The sequence below is a fragment of the Methylobacterium dankookense genome, assembly GCF_902141855.1.
Taxonomy (GTDB): Bacteria; Pseudomonadota; Alphaproteobacteria; order Rhizobiales; family Beijerinckiaceae; genus Methylobacterium; species Methylobacterium dankookense.
Genome location: NZ_CABFVH010000014.1, coordinates 63,223 through 80,532, shown reverse-complemented (window position 1 = coordinate 80,532; position 17,310 = coordinate 63,223). Strand labels below are relative to the sequence as shown.

The 17,310-nt window shown below is 72.7% G+C and carries 17 protein-coding genes; 15 read left to right on the top strand and 2 right to left on the bottom strand.

What is annotated here, in order from left to right; genetic code table 11:
- Positions 1-5: 5 nt before the first annotated feature.
- The 12 genes from MTDSW087_RS13010 (at position 6) to MTDSW087_RS12955 (ending at position 12,313) form a co-directional block, all read left to right on the top strand.
- Positions 6-419, top strand: a complete 414-nt coding sequence (locus tag MTDSW087_RS13010) for a phage holin family protein (RefSeq protein ID WP_144764467.1) — start codon at positions 6-8, stop codon at positions 417-419.
- On the top strand, positions 416-796 hold the full coding sequence (locus tag MTDSW087_RS13005) for a DUF3618 domain-containing protein (RefSeq protein WP_373321876.1): 381 nt from the start codon (positions 416-418) through the stop codon (positions 794-796). Before MTDSW087_RS13010 ends, MTDSW087_RS13005 begins: the two co-directional genes overlap by 4 nt.
- A gap of 34 nt (positions 797-830) precedes the next feature.
- Complete coding sequence (locus MTDSW087_RS13000; RefSeq protein ID WP_144764464.1) at positions 831-1,640, top strand: hypothetical protein; 810 nt, start codon at positions 831-833, stop codon at positions 1,638-1,640.
- Positions 1,641-1,867: 227 nt separating this feature from the next.
- Positions 1,868-2,938: an apurinic/apyrimidinic endonuclease family protein gene (locus MTDSW087_RS12995; protein ID WP_144764462.1), complete on the top strand. Its 1,071-nt coding sequence runs from the start codon at positions 1,868-1,870 to the stop codon at positions 2,936-2,938.
- Positions 2,939-2,976: 38 nt separating this feature from the next.
- On the top strand, positions 2,977-3,528 hold the full coding sequence (locus MTDSW087_RS12990) for an RBBP9/YdeN family alpha/beta hydrolase (protein WP_144764460.1): 552 nt from the start codon (positions 2,977-2,979) through the stop codon (positions 3,526-3,528).
- An 89-nt stretch (positions 3,529-3,617) separates the two neighbouring features.
- Positions 3,618-3,842, top strand: coding sequence for a hypothetical protein (locus tag MTDSW087_RS12985; protein WP_144764458.1), 225 nt, complete (start codon positions 3,618-3,620; stop codon positions 3,840-3,842).
- 158 nt (positions 3,843-4,000) lie between these two features.
- On the top strand, positions 4,001-5,500 hold the full coding sequence (locus tag MTDSW087_RS12980) for an MmgE/PrpD family protein (RefSeq protein ID WP_144764456.1): 1,500 nt from the start codon (positions 4,001-4,003) through the stop codon (positions 5,498-5,500).
- Positions 5,501-5,638: 138 nt separating this feature from the next.
- Complete coding sequence (locus tag MTDSW087_RS12975; RefSeq protein ID WP_144764454.1) at positions 5,639-7,606, top strand: AI-2E family transporter; 1,968 nt, start codon at positions 5,639-5,641, stop codon at positions 7,604-7,606.
- 76 nt (positions 7,607-7,682) lie between these two features.
- Positions 7,683-8,471, top strand: coding sequence for a histidinol-phosphatase (hisN, locus tag MTDSW087_RS12970; RefSeq protein ID WP_144764452.1), 789 nt, complete (start codon positions 7,683-7,685; stop codon positions 8,469-8,471).
- Between the two features lie 55 nt (positions 8,472-8,526).
- The gene (locus MTDSW087_RS12965; protein ID WP_144764450.1) at positions 8,527-9,678 is read left to right on the top strand and encodes a hypothetical protein; all 1,152 of its coding nucleotides are present in this window, start codon (positions 8,527-8,529) and stop codon (positions 9,676-9,678) included.
- Positions 9,679-9,819: 141 nt separating this feature from the next.
- Entirely contained in the window at positions 9,820-11,265 is a 1,446-nt protein-coding gene (locus MTDSW087_RS12960) for a YcjX family GTP-binding protein (RefSeq protein ID WP_144764448.1), read from the top strand.
- 19 nt (positions 11,266-11,284) lie between these two features.
- Positions 11,285-12,313, top strand: coding sequence for a YcjF family protein (locus MTDSW087_RS12955; protein ID WP_144764446.1), 1,029 nt, complete (start codon positions 11,285-11,287; stop codon positions 12,311-12,313).
- Positions 12,314-12,452: 139 nt separating this feature from the next.
- Here the strand turns inward: MTDSW087_RS12955 and pncB are convergent, their stop codons facing one another.
- Both pncB and MTDSW087_RS12945 read right to left on the bottom strand, forming a co-directional pair.
- Positions 12,453-13,742 (bottom strand): nicotinate phosphoribosyltransferase, encoded by a 1,290-nt coding sequence (gene pncB / locus MTDSW087_RS12950; protein WP_144764444.1) that lies wholly within the window; start codon positions 13,740-13,742, stop codon positions 12,453-12,455.
- 136 nt (positions 13,743-13,878) lie between these two features.
- Positions 13,879-14,382 (bottom strand): pyridoxamine 5'-phosphate oxidase family protein, encoded by a 504-nt coding sequence (locus MTDSW087_RS12945; protein ID WP_144764442.1) that lies wholly within the window; start codon positions 14,380-14,382, stop codon positions 13,879-13,881.
- A gap of 164 nt (positions 14,383-14,546) precedes the next feature.
- Between MTDSW087_RS12945 and MTDSW087_RS12940 the strand changes: the two genes are divergently transcribed.
- The 3 genes from MTDSW087_RS12940 to mobA all read left to right on the top strand — a co-directional run bounded on the left by MTDSW087_RS12940 (position 14,547) and on the right by mobA (position 16,688).
- Entirely contained in the window at positions 14,547-14,831 is a 285-nt protein-coding gene (locus MTDSW087_RS12940) for a hypothetical protein (RefSeq protein WP_144764439.1), read from the top strand.
- Between the two features lie 101 nt (positions 14,832-14,932).
- Positions 14,933-16,066, top strand: coding sequence for an iron-sulfur cluster carrier protein ApbC (apbC, locus tag MTDSW087_RS12935; protein WP_144764437.1), 1,134 nt, complete (start codon positions 14,933-14,935; stop codon positions 16,064-16,066).
- 7 nt (positions 16,067-16,073) lie between these two features.
- Positions 16,074-16,688 (top strand): molybdenum cofactor guanylyltransferase MobA, encoded by a 615-nt coding sequence (gene mobA, locus MTDSW087_RS12930; protein WP_144764435.1) that lies wholly within the window; start codon positions 16,074-16,076, stop codon positions 16,686-16,688.
- Positions 16,689-17,310 lie beyond the last annotated feature (622 nt).

Genomic DNA, 17,310 nt, shown 5'->3' with positions numbered 1-17,310 from the left:
GCGCCATGGCCGAAGGGACCACCCCGCCGCCGCCCGGCCCGTCGAGCATCCAGGCGCTGCTCGGCGACGTGCTGCGCGAGACGAGCGACCTCGCGCGCAAGGAGATCGCGTTGTTCCGGGCCGAGATGGCCTCGAACATCCGCTCCCTCGTCGTCGGGCTCGCCTGCATGGCCGCCTCGGCCGTCTTCGCCGTGGTGGCGCTGATCGTGCTGATCGGCGCCTTCGTGAAGTGGCTCGCCACCATCGTCGGCTCGGAATGGCTCTCCGCGCTGATCGTTGGCGGCGTGCTGCTCGTCATCGCGGCCGGGCTCGCCTTGTGGGCGCGCAGCGCCCTGTCCCTGTCGACGCTCGCGCCGACCCGGACCACCCGCCAAGTCCGCCAGGACGCCCGTGCATTGTCGGAGCGCGTATCCGGATGAGTGGCATGAACGAGTTGGAGCGGGAGATCGAGGAGAGTCGGGCCCGGCTCGACCAGACGATCGACCAGATCCAGGGCCGCCTGTCGGCCTCCAGCCTCGTGGACGAGATGCTGGGCAATGCCCGCCGCACGCCGGCGCTCAGCGGCGCCTATGACGGCGCCCTGGAGGCGGTGCGCAAGAACCCGGTGCCGGTGCTGATGATCGCGGCCGGCGTCGGCTGGCTCCTGCATCGCATGTCCCAGGATGCGAGCCGCCGCCGCACCCAGGTCCAGGCCGAGCGCGTGCCGGTGCTCAACACCGGTGCCGCCCGCACCTACGACCCCGACCTGCCGACCGCCAAGGCGGTGCAGGACCCTGTCGAGGAGACCCGCCTCTGACCGGGGGCGAGGCCGCGCTTTTGAGGAGTTGACGATGAGTGACGCTGACGGCGCGCCGAAGGGACCCGGCTCCTTCGCGGGCGATGCTGGGCTCGACCCGCATGCGCGGGCGGCCGACCACAGCCTGCGGCCGGACCCGAAGGGCGAGCACGACCCGGTTCGCGGGGCGGGCCTCGGTCCGCACGACCGCGCGGACGACTTCACTCTGCGGGCGGATCCGGCGGGCGTGCACGACCCGCTGAAGGGCGCCGATTTCGACCCGCATGCGCGCGCTGCCGACTATTCCCGGTCGACGGGCGCCGGCTCCACGGCCGAGTCCCTGCGCGACCGGGCGGAGGCCGCGACGGCGGAGGCCCGCGAGCGCGTGGCCGAGCATGCGGACGCGATCCAGGACCGGATCGGCGAGGCGGCCGAGGATGCCCGCGGCCGCATCCGCTCGGCCTACGGCGATGCCCGTTCCTGGGCGGAGGACACGCGCCAGAGCGGCCTGCGCCGGATCGACGACCTGACCGACCGCAGCCGGGAGGGGCTCGACCGCGGCCGCACCGCCGTCGAGCAGTTCGTGAACGAGAATCCGCTGCTGGTGGGCGTCGTCGGCGTCGCGGCGGGCCTGCTGCTCGGTGCGCTCCTGCCCCGCACGCGGCAGGAGGACCGCAATCTCGGCCCCTTCGCCGACGAGATGCGCGACCAGGGCCTGCGCTACGCCCGCGAGTTCACCAGCCGCGGCCGCGAGTTCGTGCACAACGCCCTCGACCCGGAGAACGTCAACGCCGCCGCCCGCCGCACGGCGGGCGACAACGACGACGGCCGGCCGCCGAGCGACCCGGTGCGGCATACGCTCTGAGGCCCCGTCAGGCTGCGATTGAGGTCCGGGCGGCACCGTATCCCTGCTCGCCCGGGCCGCGTCGGACCGTCTTATTGACAGGGCGCGGGTCCCCTCTCCCGTTCGGGAGAGGGAGCCCGTGGCGGTTCCGCCCGCACGCCATGCAAGGGGGCGAGAGCGCCCGTCTTCGTGAGTTGAAATCGTATCGGGCGATGCGTCCCGAACCGCCCGAGCCGCGTTGACCGCACATGCGCGACGAACCCCGCCTCGGCTTCTGCTGCAAGTTCATCCCCACCGACCCACCCGGCACCCACGCCACCCAGAAGGCGGCCAAGGACGCCGCGCTCGCCATGAACCTGACGAGCGCGACCATGGCCCATCTCGGCAAGCTCCAGCCGGCCGCGCGCCGGGAGAAGCTCGCCACGATCGTGCTGCACAACCTCGTCGCGCTGGAGCGGCAGATCGAATGGGTCGGCGCCCGGCCGCCGCTGGAGCGGCTCCTGCGGATCGCGAGCAGCGTGCTGCCCGGCTACACGCATCCGGTGGCCGCCCCGCTCTATGACGAACCGACCTTCGCCCGCGCCATCGCGGACGGGCTCGCCCGCATCGGCGCGCGGGCCCGGGAGCTCGGCGTGCGCCTGAGCTTCCATCCCGGCCCGTTCTGCCTGCTCGCGAGCCGCAATCCGTCGGCGATCGCGAACGGGATCGGGGAGCTCGAATATCACGCCCGCATCTTCGAGATGATGGGCTACGGCTCGGGCTGGCACCCGTACGGCGCGCACATCAACATCCATATCGGCGCCCGCGACCCGGGGCTCGCCGGCTTCCGCGAGACCCTGCCCCGGGTGAGCCGGACGGCGCGCGACCTCCTAACCATCGAGAACGACGAGTTCGGCTTCGGCCTGGACGAACTCCTGACGCTCGCCGACCTCGTGCCCATCGTGCTCGACCTGCACCATCACTGGGTCGAGAGCGGGGGCGCCTATATCGAGCCGGAGGATCCGCGGATCGGGCCGATCCGGGAATCCTGGCGCGGCGTGCGCCCGATCGCCCATGTCAGCGTCTCCCGCGAGGGGCTGTGGCCGGGCCAGGACCCGGACGTGCTGCCGGACTACGCGGCCCTGCGGGCTTCGGGCTATTCCGGCCGCGACCTCGCCGCCCATTCCGACCTGATGTGGAACCGGGCGCTCAACGACCTCGTGGCGCGCCACCTCGCCTGGGCGGATTTCGAGATCGAGGCCAAGGCCAAGAACCTCGCCTCGGTCGGCATCGCCGACCATGTCCGCGCCGGCCGGACCGCCCTGCTTGCGGCGGAGTGAGGCTCGACGTGAGCCCGCCCAGGGTCTAGGCAACCCCCATGAAGACTGCCGATTGCGACATCCTCATCCTGCCCGGGCTCGCCGGCTCGGAGGAGGGGCACTGGCAGGCCCGCTGGGCGAGCCGCCTGCCCACCGCCCGCATCGTCGCCCAGGACGATTGGCACGCGCCCGAGCCCGCCGCCTGGAAGGGCCGGATCGTGGAGGCGGTCGCCGCGGCGAGCCGGCCCGTCATCCTCATCGCCCACAGCCTCGGGGTCGTCGCGGCGGTCGAGGCCGCGCCGGACTTCCCCGCCGACGTGGTCCGCGGCGCGCTGCTCGTGGCGCTCCCGGACATCGAGGAGGCGCCGGATCTGCCCGCGAGCGTGCGCGCCTTCGCGCCGCTGCCGCGCGACCCGCTGCCCTTCCCGTCCCTGCTGGTGGCGAGCCGCACCGACCCGCACTGCACCTACGCGCGGGCCGAGGATTTCGCCTATGCCTGGGGCGCGCAGATCCTCGATGCTGGCGATTCCGGCCATATCAACGTGGCGAGCGGGCACGGGCCCTGGCCGGAGGGCCTGATGCGGCTCGCCGGATTCCTGAAGGCCCTTTAGCCGCGCGCGGCCGGCTCGTTTTAACCCTTCGTTTACCCTGGGGTCGTCTGGTGGGCGGAGGCGGGCAGGCCCGCCCGCGGGAGACGGACGTGACGCGCAAAGAGCTTCTGGAACGACTCGACGCCGCGCTCGCGGCGCTCGGCCCCCGTGCGCCGATGAACTTCAACAGCTCGATCTTCGGCGACGCGGCCCTCCTCAAGCGCATCGAGGCCTTCGAGTCCCAGGCGACCGTGGTCGAGAAGCCGAAGGTCGCCGACTACACCGGCAACATGTTCTCGCGCATCGCCAACCGGCGCGCCGCGGCGGGCAAGTAAGCGCCCCTCGGCTCGAACAGCTTCGCCGATGCTCCGGGCTCCCGGTGCCCGGGCGCGGTGTCAGGCCGGTCGGGGTTGAAACCGGAGCCGGGAACGGCGCCGGATTAAACGTGGTAGGCGGCATGCCAAGGATCCGCAGGGACCCTGGGAGGAACGCCATGTCCGCCACAGATAAGTCCACTACAGACAAGTCCACCACCGATCGCCCCACCATCGGCCGTCGCGCGCTGCTCGGCGCCGCCGGGCTCGCGCTGGCCGGCCCCGTCGCCGCCGCGCCCGCCCGCGCCGCCGAGAGGCAGGGGCCCGCTCCGGCGCCGAAGGACGTGACGCGCACGCTCGCCCGCTACGTCACCGGCGCCCGCTATGAGGACCTGCCCGAGGCGGTGCGCAAGGAGGCGACGCGCACCTTCCTGAACTGGGTCGGCGTCGCCATCGGCGGCTCGCATCACGAGACCCTGGACGTCGCGGTCTCGGCGCTGCAGCCCTTCAGCGGACCGCCGCAGGCCGGCCTGTTCGGGCGCGGGGAGCGCTTCGACATCATGAAAGCCGCCTTCCTCAACGGCGTGTCGAGCCACATCTTCGATTTCGACGACACCCACCTGAAGACCGTGATCCACCCGGCCGGCCCGGTGGCCTCGGCGATCCTCGCCTATGCCGAGATGCAGCCGGTCTCCGGCCGCGACTTCCTCAACGCCCTGGTGCTCGGCATCGAGACCGAGTGCCGGATCGGCAATGCGGTCTATCCGAACCATTACGATGTCGGCTGGCACATCACCGGTACGGCGGGCGTGTTCGGCGCGGCGGCCGCGGCCGGCAAGCTGATGGGCCTCACCGAGCAGCAGATGGTCTGGGCGCTCGGGCTCGCCGCCTCGCAGCCCGTGGGCCTGCGCGAGTCGTTCGGCTCCATGAACAAGAGCTTCAACCCGGGCCGGGCGGCGTCGAACGGGCTGTTCGCGGCGATCCTGGCGGCCAAGGGCTATACGAGCAGCGACGGGATGATCGAGGCCAAGCGCGGCTGGGCCAACACCGTCTCGACCAAGCAGGATTACCGCGAGATCACCGAGGGTCTGGGCACGCGCTACGAGACGCTCCTCAACACCTACAAGCCCTTCGCCTGCGGCATCGTCATGCATCCGGCGATCGACGCGGCGATCCAGGTCCGCGACGGCGACCGCGTGAAGCCCGAGGACGTCGCCCGCATCGACCTCAAGGTCCACCCGCTGGTGCTGGAACTCACCGGCAAGACCGCGCCGAGGACGGGCCTGGAGGGCAAGTTCAGCATCTACCACGCGGTCGCCGTCGCCCTGGTGGAGGGCGCGGGCGGCGAGAAGCAGTTCAGCGACCGGGCCGTGAACGACCCGCGCGTGGTGGCCCTGCGCCAGAAGGTGGTGCCGGTCGTGACGCCCGGCATCGAGGCCGCGCAGGTCGACATGACTGTGGTGCTGAACGACGGCCGCACCATCAACCGGCGGATCGCGCACGCCATCGGCAGCGTCGAGAAGCCGATGACCGACGCGATGCTGGAGCGGAAATTCGCCGACCTCGCCGACGGCGTCCTGCCCGGGCCCCAGGCGGCCCAGGTGATGCGCCTGTGCTGGGGCATCGCCGACCTGAAGGACGCGGCCGAGGTGACGCGAGCCGGCACCGCACGGGCCTGAAGGCCCTCGGCCAGACCCTCACGCCCCCGTGAGAATCGCGGCCGCGGCCCGGGATCGTTTTCGAGCCGCCCGGGGTTCCTCGTGCGGCGGCGCAGCATCCCGCGCCGCCGCTGCGTGGCGTTTCAGGGCTGGCGGGACATGGCGACGTCGACATCCGAGGGTCCGCTGATCCAGCCGCGGCCGACCCGCGTCGCCGCCGCCGAGACGCCCCGGGCCGCGCTCGCCTCGCCGGTCGTCATCGCCGCCGTGATCATTGCCGGCCTCTATTTCGGCCGCGAGATCCTGATCCCCATCGCGATCGCCCTGCTCCTGTCCTTCGTGCTGGGGCCGCTCGTCCAGTTCCTGCGCCGGCTCCGCCTGCCGCGCCTGCTCGCGGTGGGGCTGACGGTGCTGATGACGATGGGCGTGCTTGCGGCGCTGGCCACGCTGATCGGCGTGCAGGTGGCCGACCTCGCGGATGACGTGCCACGCTACCAGCGCACCATCGAGCGCAAGATCGAGGGCCTGCGTGAGAGCCCGGTCGGGCGGCTCACCGGATACGTCGCCAATATCGGCCGGGCGATCCACACCGCCGGCACTGCCGAGCAAACGGAGAAGGCGGAGAAGACGGGCCCCGCTCCGAAGGCCGAGCCCGAGCCGAAGCCCGTCGTAGTGGAGACGCGCCAGCCCCCGCCCGGCCCCCTGGAGATGGCCGAGAAGGTGCTCGCCCCGGTGATGCAGCCGCTCGCCACCACCGGCATCGTCGTGGTGGTGCTGCTCTTCGTGCTGATGCAGCGGGAGGACCTGCGCGACCGCATGATCCGGCTCGCCGGCTCCAGCGACCTCCACCGCACCACGGTGGCGATGGACGATGCCGCGCGCCGCCTCAGCCGCTACTTCGTCGCCCAGCTCGCGCTGAACACCGGCTTCGGCCTCGTCATCGGCGTCGGCCTCTACCTGATCGGCGTGCCGAACCCGGTCCTGTGGGGCATCTTCGCCGCGCTGATGCGCTTCGTGCCCTATATCGGCGCCTTCCTCTGCGCGCTGCTCCCCATGGCGCTGGCCGCGGCGGTCGATCCCGGCTGGAACATGCTGATCGCCACCGCGCTCCTCTTCGTGGTGCTGGAGCCGCTCGCCGGCCAGGTCTTCGAGCCGATGCTCTACGGGCACTCCACCGGCCTCTCGCCGCTGGCGGTGCTCGTCTCGGCCCTGGTCTGGACCTGGCTGTGGGGGCCGATCGGCCTGCTGCTCTCGACGCCGCTCACCGTCTGCCTCGTGGTGCTCGGCCGGCACGTCGACAAGCTCGAATTCCTCGACGTGCTGTTCGGCTCCAGCCCGGCCCTGACCCCGGTGGAGAACTTCTACCAGCGCATCCTCGCCGAGGATCCGGAGGAGGCCCAGGAGCATGCCGACCTCATCCTGCAGCAATGCTCGCTCTCGGCCTATTACGACAGCGTGGTGGTGAAGGGGCTCGAACTCGCCGCGCGCGACGCCGCCCGCGGCGTGCTGACGGTGGAGCAGCGCTCCGCCATCCGCGAGAGCGTCACCGAGCTGATCGATGAGCTCGCCGGGCACCCGGACGCGGAGCCCGAGGCGCCGCTCGCCGAGCGTGGGGACGACGACGAGGCCCGCCCCGGCACGGTGCCCTTTGCGCCGAAGCCCCCCACCGTGCCCGAGATCTGGGCGCGCGAGGGCGCGGTGCTCTGCGTGGCGGGCCGCGGCTTCCTCGACGAGGCGGCGGCCGCGATCCTCGCGCAGCTCCTGGCCAAGCGCGGGCTCGGCACCCGCGTCGTTCCGTTCTGCGACCTCGCCCGCGCACATATCGACGCCTTCGATCCGGGCCCGGCCCGGATGACCTGCATCGTCTCCCTGGCGATTCGCGGCGAGCCCACGCATCTGCGCCGCCTCGCCCGGCGCCTCGAGCAGCGCATGCCGCGGGTCCCGATCCTCGTCGGGCTCTGGCAGGTGGACGATGTCGCCGCCGCCGCCGCCGCCGTGCCGGCCGGCCAGCACGTCTCGACGCTGCGCGCCGCCACCGAGGCGGTGATGGCCGCCGTGCGCCAGGACGCCACCCCGGTGGCTGCCGGGCGCCGCGCCGAGCTTGCGGGAGCCGATGCCGGGGCTTGACGCGGAGCGCCCCATGCGGGCTTCGTCGGTCGGGCCGGGACCTGTCCCGGGCCTGCCCCGGAGCGGAGAAGTGCCGATGAGCGTCGTCGAACTCGGACGGTTCATGGACGATCTCGCCGATGCCTCGGGCCGCGCGATCCTGCCCTTCTTCCGCGCCCAGTTCGGCCTCGACGACAAGGCCCATGGCGGCGCTCCCTTCGATCCCGTCACCGAGGCCGACCGCGCGGCGGAAGTCGTGATGCGGCGGATGATCCGCGACGCCTTCCCCGGCCACGGCCTCCTCGGCGAGGAATTCGGCTCCGAGCGGCTCGACGCCGATTGCGTGTGGGTGCTCGACCCGATCGACGGCACCCGCGCCTTCATCGCCGGCCTGCCGACCTGGGGCACGCTGATCGGCCTGCGCAAGGGCCAGACCGCGGTGCGCGGCATGATGCACCAGCCCTTCCTCGCCGAGCGCTTCTTCGGCGACGGGCGCAGCGCCAAGCTCAGAAATGCCGCCGGCGAGCGGGCCCTGCGCACCCGCCGCTGCGCCGACCTCGCCTCCGCGCTCCTCTGCACCACCGATCCGCGCCTGTTCGCGGCGGGCGAGGAGGCCGAGCGCTTCCAGTCCGTCCAGGCCCGCGTGCGGCTCGCCCGCTACGGCACCGATTGCTACGCCTATTGCATGCTGGCGGCCGGCCAGGTCGACCTCGTGGTGGAGGCGGGCCTGAAGCCCTACGACATCGTCGCCCTGATCCCGATCGTCGAGGGCGCCGGCGGCATCGTCACGAGCTGGGACGGCGGGCCGGCCACCGAGGGCGGGCGCATCGTGGCCGCGGGCGATCCGCGCCTGCACGAGGCGGCGCTGCGGCGGCTCTCGAGCTGAACCGGATCGGCGGCTCGGCCGTTTCCCGGACAGCCCCGCCCGGATCGCCCCCGCCTTGCTGCTCACCGCCCTCATCGTCCTGACGACGCTGCTGCCGCGGGCCGGGCTCGACGGGGTCGAGCGCCGCCTCGACGCGCTACGTCCCGCGCCGGCGCCCGCGCCGGCCTATGAGGCGCAGGGCCGCGCGGTCTCGAACTGGCGGCCGGAGGCGGAATCCTCCCTGCGGCCCTACGCGCTGGCGCTCACTGCGCGGCTCTCGGCGAGCGATCCGGCCTTCGTCGCCCGCTGCGTCAAGCTCAACAATTACTGGTGCATCAAGCGCGCCCGCTGGTCGGGCGAGATCGGCGGCGACGCCGAGGGGCACACCGCCTTCCGCAGCGCCGCAGACGGGGCGGATGCGGCCGCGAACCTGCTGCGCCGCTATTACCAGGCTTACGGGCGGCGCAGCGCGCTCGCCATCGTCCGCCGCTGGGCGCCGGCCGCGTGCGGCATCGCGCCGGTGGTTGCTTCCTCGGCCGCCCGGACCGGGCCGGCCGCGCCGTCGCCCGCGGTGGCGCCGGGGCTGACCACGCACGGCCTCGGCAAGACCCTGCGCGCCCGCTTCCTCGCCCGGCACCTGCGCGGGGGTGCGCCGCGCCGCGCCGTGGCGGTTCGGAGCAAGCCGGGTCTGCGCGTCCAGCCGTGGTCGCCGCTCGCCCGCATGGCCGGCCGGCCCGGAGCGCGGCCGGGGGGGCGTGCGATCGCGGCGCCGCCCCTACCGGCGATCGCCACCGGCATCGCCGAGGCGCGCCCCGCGCCCCGCGCCGCCACATCCCATGTCCCGATCCGCGGCGCCGACAACCCGGCCGCGCTCCTCGACCGGCGCACGCCCTCGCCGGAGCAGCTTGTGGCGGAATCGGCGACCCTGCCCCTCCTGGCGCCGGGCTTCTCCCTCACCGACCTGAAGGCGCCCGCGCCGATCTGCGCGGGCGACAGCGTCCGCATCGACAATTACGCGGCCCGGATCGCGCGCAGCGTCGGCCTGAAGCCCACCGACGACCTCAAGCTGTTCTCGACCGAGGGCGCGCCGCTGCCGAACCTCGCCGCCGTCATGCTCGCCATGTCGGCGGTGGAGCTCGGCACGATGCGCGCCGCGCCCGACCTCGTGGACGCGGCGATCGCCCGCCTCGCGACCGCGCCGGGGACCACGGCACAGGCGGGCCCGTGAGGGGGAGGGAGAGCGCGCGTCCAACAGTGCGCCACCCGCCAGTGCCGCCTTCGCGGCGGATGACACCCTTGCGGCCGAGCCTCCCGCGCGCCACGTGAGCGCGGCCTCCCATCGACTCCTCCACCCCTCGAGCGGATCACCGTGCCCCTGTCCGATTTCGCCGCGCGCGCCGGCTCCGCCGTTCGGGCCCTCGCCGAGGCGTCGAGCGATCTGCTGATCCAGCCGACGCTCCGGCTCGGCGTCACCGGGCTCGCCCGCTCCGGCAAGACGGTCTTCACCACGGCGCTGATCCACCACCTCACCGAGGGGCGCGGGCTGCCGGCCTTCGCCCCGGTCCACGAGGGGCGCCTGCGCCGCGCCCGGCTGGTGCCGCAGCCCGACGACGACGTGCCGCGCTTCCCCTTCGAGGAGCACATGGCGGCGCTGACGGAGGAGCGGCGCTGGCCGCGCTCCACCGACCGGATCAGCCAGTTCCGCCTCGCCATCGCGTACGAGCGCGCCGGCTCCTGGCGCTCGGGCCCCGGCACGCTGATGCTCGACGTGGTCGATTATCCCGGCGAGTGGCTGCTCGACCTCGCGCTGATCGAGCAGGACTACACCGCTTGGTCGCGGGCCACGATCAACGGCACCCGCCGGGCGGGCCGGGCCGCCTTCGCGGCGCCCTGGCTGGCGCTGCTGAAGGGGCTCGACCCGAACGGCCCCCTCGACGAGGTGGTGGCCGAGCGGGCGAGCGACGCCTTCAAGACCTATCTCGCCGCCCTGCGCGCCGGGCCCGAGTCGGTGGCCACCACGCCGCCGGGGCGCTTCCTGATGCCGGGCGACCTCAAGGGCTCGCCCGCCCTGACCTTCGCGCCCCTCGACGACCTGCCCGAGACGCTGGCCCCGGACAGCCTCGCCGGGCTGATGGAGCGGCGCTTCGAGGCCTACAAGGCCAAGGTGGTGCTGCCCTTCTTCCGCGACCATTTCCAGCGGGTGGACCGGCAGATCGTGCTGGTCGACGTGCTCTCTGCGGTCGATGCCGGGCCGACCGCGCTCGCCGAGCTGGAGGAGGCCCTCGACGCGGTGCTGCTCTCGCTGAATATCGGCCGCAACAGCCTGCTGTCGCGGCTCTTCGCACCGCGGGCCGACCGCATCCTGTTCGCAGCGACCAAGGCCGACCACCTGCACCAGACCAGCCACGACCGGCTCGACGCGCTGCTGCGCCTTCTCGTCTCCCGCGCCATGCGCCGCACCGAGGCGGCGGGCGCCCGTGTCGGCACGGTGGCGCTCGCCTCGGTGCGGGCGACGCGCGAGACCAGCGTCCACGACGGCGGCGAGGTGCTGCGCGCCGTGGCCGGCACGCCGGAGGCCGGCGAGATCGTGGACGGCGAGCGCTTCGACGGGCTGAGCGAGGCGGCGATCTTCCCCGGCGAGCTGCCGGCCCGCCCCGAGGCGGTGCTTGAGGGCGCGGTGCCGCCGGGCTCGCTGCGCTTTCCGCGCTTCCGGCCGCCCCTCGTGAAGCCCGACGCGCTCGGTCGCCCCGGCAGCCTGCCGCAGATCCGGCTCGACCGGGCGATGCAGTTCCTGATCGGCGACCGGCTCGCGTGAATCATTTGGGACAGGACCGATGAGCGATCCCAGACGGCCGCGCGCCTTCCGCATCCCCTCGAACGGGCCCCCGGCACCGGAGACGGACGAGGCCGAGGCGCCGCCGCCGCTGGCCGATATCCGCATCGTCGAGGAGCCCTTCGAGATCGTGGACGCGGCCGACGGCACCCCGGTGCCGGTGGCAGCCAAGAGCCGCTCGCCCTGGGGCGCGCTGCTCCTCTCCTCGGTAGGCGGCCTCGTCTCGATCGCGGTCGGCCTCTCGGTGGAGCGGCTGATCGCCGACCTGTTCGCCACCGCGCCCTGGCTCGGCTGGGTGGCCCTGGTTCTCCTCGGCCTCGCGGGCCTCGCGCTCGCGGCGATCGTCGCCCGCGAGCTGTCGGGGCTCTGGCGCGAGCGCAGGATCGAGCACCTGCGCGAGGCGGCGATCGGCGCGATCGCCACCCGCGACCACACGGCGGCGCAGGGCGTGGTGCGCGACCTCTCCGCTTTCTACGCCGACCGCGCCGCGCTGAAGCCGGGCCGCGAGCGGCTGGCGACGCTCGAGGACGCGATCCTCGACGTGGACGACCGCATCGGGCTGGCCGAGCACGAATTGCTCGCGCCCCTCGACCGGCAGGCGCGCAACGCCATCGCCACGGCGGCCAAGCAGGTCTCGGCGGTGACGGCGCTGAGCCCGCGGGCGATCGTGGACGTGGCCTTCGTGGTCTTCGCCGCCGTGCGGCTGCTGCGCCGGATCGCGGCGATCTACGGTGGCAGGCCGGGGCTCCTCGGCTTCATCCGCCTCGCGCGGGCGGCCGTCGCCCATCTCACGGTGACGGGCGGCATGGCGGTGGGCGAGAGCGTGCTGCAGCAGGTGCTGGGCCTCGGCGTCGCGGCCCGGATCTCGGCCAAGCTCGGCGAGGGCGTGCTGAACGGGCTGATGACCGCCCGCTTCGGCCTCGCGGCGCTCGCGGTCTGCCGGCCGCTGCCCTTCACCCGCGAGCCGCAGCCGAAGCTCGGCGACGTCGCGGGCGAATTGCTCCGCGCGGCGGAGCCGGAGGTGAAGTAGCGGCTACGGGGCAGATCCTCCGGCCTCGGGCTTCCCCGCCCCATCCAGATCGGGCCTGCCCGATCTGGACAGGCAAGGGCAGATCTCGGGCAAGCCCGAGATCTGTGGGGAGGAGAGGCCCGCCCACGACCGGACGATCTCACACCAGCACCGGCAGCGTCGCCTGCGCCTCGACGCCGAAGACCCGCTTGTAGCGCTCCACCTCGGCCTCCGGCCCCTGCGCCTTGCTCGGGTTGTCGGAGATCTTCACGGTGGGCCGGCCGTTCGCCTCCGAGACCTTGCAGACGATCGAGACCGGATCGAGCCGGTTGCCGACGAGGCCGCGGAAATCGTTGGTCAAGAGCGTGCCCCAGCCGTAGCCGATGCGCATGCGCCCGTGGAAATGCGCGTGGATCCGCTCGATCGTGTCGATGTCGAGCCCGTCGGAGAAGATCGCGAGTTTTTCGCGCGGGTCGCAGCCCCTCGCCTCCCAGAAGGCCACCACCTCCTCGCCGCCCTCGATCGGGTCCTTGGAATCGATGCGCACGCCGGTCCAGGCGCTGATCCAGTCGGGGGCGTCGCGCAGGAAGCCGGTGGTGCCGTAGGTGTCGGGCAGGACGATGAGGAGGTTGCCCTCGTAATCCTGCTGCCAGTCGCGCAGCACATCGTAGGGGGCCTGCGCCAGGGCCGCGTCGTCCTCGGCCAATGCCGCGTAGACCATCGGCAGTTCGTGCGCGTTGGTGCCCACCGCCTCGACCTCGCGGCGCATGGCGATGAGGCAGTTCGAGGTGCCGGTGAAATGCGCGCCGAGCCCCTCGTGCATCGCCTGCACGCACCAATCCTGCCAGAGGAAGCCGTGGCGGCGGCGGGTGCCGAAATCGGCGATGGAGAGGTCGGGCAGGCGGCGCAGGCGCTCGATCTTCTCCCAGACCCGGGTCATGGCGCGGGCGTAGAGCACCTGCAGGTCGAAGCGGCCCATGCCGCGCAGGGTGGCGCGCGAGCGCAGCTCGTTGAGGATGGCGAGCGCGGGCACCTCCCACATGGTGGTCTCGAGCCAGGAGCCGTGGAAGCTCAGCTCGTACTGGCCGTCGCGCACCGCGAGCTCGTAATCGGGCAGGCGGAACGCCTCGAACCAGGCGATGAACTCGGCCGAGAGGATGCGGCGCGTGCCGTAGAAGGCGTTGCCGCGCAGCCAGGTCGCCTCGCCGCGCCCGAGGCGGAGCGAGCGGGCATGGTCGAGCTGCTCGCGCAACTCGCCGATATCGACCTCGTCCGCGATGCGGACGCTGCGCGTGCGGTTGTGGATGCCGAAGGTGACCGAGACCTCCGGATGCCGGCGCAGGATCATCTGCGCCATCAGGAGCTTGTAGAAATCCGTGTCGAGCAGCGACCGGACGATCGGGTCGATGCGGAAATTGTGGTTGTAGACCCGCGTCGCGAGATCGAGCATCGGTCGGGTTCACGCTCCGGCCGCGGGTCCCCTGTGCCCGCACGCGACAGGGCGCATGCCGGGGCGGCGCAAGTCAATGGGCCGGCGGACGGTACCCGCCGGCCCAGTGTGCATTCCGTGTGCGGGGTTCAGCCGCTCAGGCGAGGTCGACCTTCTTGACCTCGGTCTTCGGGGACTCGCCGGTCAGCGCCGCCTTCACGTAGCCGTAGACGTGGACCATCGTGCTGTTCGGGCTGTCCCAGTACTCGCCCTTCTCCGGATGGACGCGGATCAGCGCGACCTCGGGGTCGTCCTTGCCCTTGGGGAACCAGGTCTTCAGGCTCTCCTGCCACTTGGCGTCGATCGTCGCCCTGTCGCGCACGATCTCGGCCTTGCCGGCCACCGAGACGTAGTTCTGGCTCGACGGGTCGGAATAGGCGAGGTTGATCTGGTTGTCCCGGCTGATCTCGGCCGTCTTCGGCGCGTGCAGCTTGGTGAAGAACCACAGGTCGCCGTTCTCGTCGGCGTCGTGGTTCCACATGGGCCGGCTGTTGAGCGTTCCGTCGGAATCGACGGTGGTCATCATCGCGATCTTCACGTCCTTGATCATGTCGAAGAGCTTCTTCGCGCCCTCGTGGTCGCGGTGGTTGCCCTGGTGCATGAAAGCATTCTCCTCAACGCGTCTCGAAAAACCGATCCGGGCGGGCTAGCTCGGGCGATGCGGCCTCGCGCATCGACGGCCCGCCTGAAGCTGCCCCGACAACGGACCAGAGCCCGCTTGGTTCAGCGCCCGGGCACGGCACGACAGAGAGGACGACGAGACCCATGCATCGGTGCCGGACCGCCCTCCTCCTCGCGCTCCTCGCCGGCCTCGCGGCCGGGCCCGCCGCCGCCGAGGTGCGCTTCGGCCCCGGCGTGCGGATCGGCGGGCACGACTTCTCGAACCGGCGCTACCGCAGCGTCCATATCGCGCGGGTGAAGCGGCTGCCCGGCCCGCCCGGTTGCCGCCATGTCCGGAACGGCTTCTACCGGCGCGGCGACGGCACCGTGGTGCGCGGCCCGATGGAGCGCTGCAACCTCGTCGCGATCCCGTCCGCGCGGCGGCGGTGAGTTTGCCGGCGCCGGGGTCTGGCGTTCCCGGCGCGCTCGGTTACATGCAGTGGTATACCTGCTGGCCCGTTGCCCGCCGGCTCCCTGTACGGAGAACGACCTTGGCGATCAGCCGCGACGACGTGATGAAGGCGCTCACCGGCGTCACCGTGGATGCCGCCGGCACGACGCTGACCGGCTCCGGCCGCCTCTCGCAGGTGGTGGTGGATCCCAACAACCGCGTGATGTTCTCGATCCTGATCGACCCGAGCGAGGCCGAGCGCTTCGAGCCGGTGCGCCGCGCCGCCGAGGGCAAGGTTCTGTCGATCCCGGGCGTCACGGGCGTCTTCGCGAGCCTCACCTCCGAGCGCGGGGCCGGCCATCAGGCCCAGAGCACGGCAGCCCCGCGCCCCGTGCAGCCGCCGCGTCCCGGCGCCCCGCCGAACCAGGGCCCGCAGCTCCCGGGCGTGCGCCACATCGTGGCGGTGGCCTCCGGCAAGGGCGGCGTCGGCAAGTCGACCACCGCCTGCAACCTCGCCCTGGCGCTGAAGGCGCAGGGGCTGAAGGTCGGCCTCCTCGATGCCGACATCTACGGCCCCTCCGTGCCGAAGCTGTTCGGCCTGTCGGGCAAGCCCAACGTCGTCGACAACAAGTCCATGGAGCCGATGGAGGGCTACGGCCTCAAGGTCATGTCGATCGGCTTCCTGATCGAGCCGGAGACGGCGATGATCTGGCGCGGGCCGATGGTGCAGTCGGCCATCACGCAGATGCTGCGCGACGTGCTCTGGGGCGAGCTCGACGTGCTCATCGTCGACATGCCGCCCGGCACCGGCGACGCCCAGCTCACCATGGCCCAGGCGACGCCGCTCTCGGGCGCCGTCATCGTCTCGACGCCGCAGGACCTCGCGCTGATCGACGCCCGCCGCGGCGTGACCATGTTCAAGAAGGTCGCCGTGCCGATCCTCGGCGTGATCGAGAACATGGCGACCTTCATCTGCCCGAATTGCGGCCACGCCTCGCACATCTTCGGCCATGGCGGCGCCCGCCACGAGGCCGAGCGCCTCGGCGTGCCCTTCCTCGGCGAGGTGCCGCTCAACATGACGATCCGCGAGACCTCGGATTCCGGCCGCCCCGTGGTGGCGACCGATCCGGACGGGCCGCAGGCCCAGGTCTATCGCGAGATCGCGGCCAAGCTCTGGTCGAACCTCTCCGGCGCGCCGGCAGGCCGGGCCGCGCCGAAGATCGTCTTCGAGTGAGAGACCGGTGAGCGCGCCCGCGCCGGTCCTCGGCCTGATCCTGGCCGGCGGACAGGCGCGGCGGATGGGCGGGGGCGACAAGCCCCTGCTCCGCCTCGCCGGGCGCACGCTGCTCGACCGGGTGGTGGAGCGGCTCGCCCCTCAATGCGCGGCCGGGCTCGCCCTCAGCGCCAACGGCGATCCGGCGCGCTTCGCCGGCTTCCCGGGGCCGGTCCTGCCCGATCCCGTGCCGGGCCAGCCCGGGCCCCTCGCCGGCATCCTGGCCGGGCTCGAACAGGCCGCGGCCGCCGGCATCGGGTCCGTGGTCAGCGTCTCGGGCGACGCGCCCTTCCTGCCGGACGACCTCGTGGCGCGTCTCGCCGCGGCGCGGGACGCGGCCGGAGGCGCCCTCGCCCTCGCCGCCTCGGGTGAGCGGCAGCACTTCACCATCGCCCTGTGGCCGAGCGCGCTCGCGGGGGCGCTCAGGGCCTATCTCGACCGGGGCGAGCGCCGGGTCGGCGGCTTCGTCCTGGCCCGATCCCCCGCCCTCGCCGCCTGGCCCACCGAGCCGGTCGATCCCTTCCTCAACGTCAACACGCCCGAGGACCTCGCGGCGGCTGAAGCGATGCTGAGGGGTGCGTGAGACGGGCGCGCCGTCTTGACAATGTTCCTGTTTTGTGCTCATTTGCCGGGGCCTGCCGCGACGCGTCGTGAGACGCCTCGGGGCGCCGAACCGGTCAGCCGCCGGGACGGCGTGCGACAGGCCGGTGCCTGCGTCTGCCGTCGGCTGCGGCAGCCCCGGGCGCGGGACGCGACACGACCCCCGGCTCGGGCTGGGCGACCTGCCTGGGGAGGAAATGCCCCAGGCCCGACCCTGACCTGGGCGGTGCGGAGGGAAGCTGCGGCGCTGCCCACTACGGGGCAGCGTGCGACGAAGGCTCGCTCGGAAGCGCCGAGGGCTCTGACCTCGGGACTGACTTAGCGCCAGCTCGCGACCCCGCGTGACGGACACCGGACGCAAAATCGGATGCTGGGCTGACGGCCACCGCCTCTCATCCGCGGGACGCCGGGGAGCCGGCTTTGTGCAACGTTGCGTCTTCGGGCTTCGCGGCGTCCCGCGTCACCCCGACTTTGGGCCATGCCCCCGGCGCACCAGCGCGCGGGGCCGAAAGCACATGTGCTCTCCCGACGGATCTCGGGCCTGCCCGAGATCCGCACCCTGCTGCCCAAGTCGGGCAGGCCCGACTTGGGTGGAGAGCGGACCC

What these genes read in the sequence shown, in the direction of transcription:
- MTDSW087_RS13010 (WP_144764467.1), top strand. Translation starts at nt 6, where the DNA reads ATGGCCGAAGGGACCACCCCGCCGCCGCCCGGCCCGTCGAGCATCCAG.
- MTDSW087_RS13005 (WP_373321876.1), top strand. Translation starts at nt 416, where the DNA reads ATGAGTGGCATGAACGAGTTGGAGCGGGAGATCGAGGAGAGTCGGGCC.
- MTDSW087_RS13000 (WP_144764464.1), top strand. Translation starts at nt 831, where the DNA reads ATGAGTGACGCTGACGGCGCGCCGAAGGGACCCGGCTCCTTCGCGGGC.
- MTDSW087_RS12995 (WP_144764462.1), top strand. Translation starts at nt 1,868, where the DNA reads ATGCGCGACGAACCCCGCCTCGGCTTCTGCTGCAAGTTCATCCCCACC.
- MTDSW087_RS12990 (WP_144764460.1), top strand. Translation starts at nt 2,977, where the DNA reads ATGAAGACTGCCGATTGCGACATCCTCATCCTGCCCGGGCTCGCCGGC.
- MTDSW087_RS12980 (WP_144764456.1), top strand. Translation starts at nt 4,001, where the DNA reads ATGTCCGCCACAGATAAGTCCACTACAGACAAGTCCACCACCGATCGC.
- MTDSW087_RS12975 (WP_144764454.1), top strand. Translation starts at nt 5,639, where the DNA reads ATGGCGACGTCGACATCCGAGGGTCCGCTGATCCAGCCGCGGCCGACC.
- hisN (WP_144764452.1), top strand. Translation starts at nt 7,683, where the DNA reads ATGAGCGTCGTCGAACTCGGACGGTTCATGGACGATCTCGCCGATGCC.
- MTDSW087_RS12955 (WP_144764446.1), top strand. Translation starts at nt 11,285, where the DNA reads ATGAGCGATCCCAGACGGCCGCGCGCCTTCCGCATCCCCTCGAACGGG.
- pncB (WP_144764444.1), bottom strand. Translation starts at nt 13,742, where the DNA reads ATGCTCGATCTCGCGACGCGGGTCTACAACCACAATTTCCGCATCGAC.
- MTDSW087_RS12945 (WP_144764442.1), bottom strand. Translation starts at nt 14,382, where the DNA reads ATGCACCAGGGCAACCACCGCGACCACGAGGGCGCGAAGAAGCTCTTC.
- MTDSW087_RS12940 (WP_144764439.1), top strand. Translation starts at nt 14,547, where the DNA reads ATGCATCGGTGCCGGACCGCCCTCCTCCTCGCGCTCCTCGCCGGCCTC.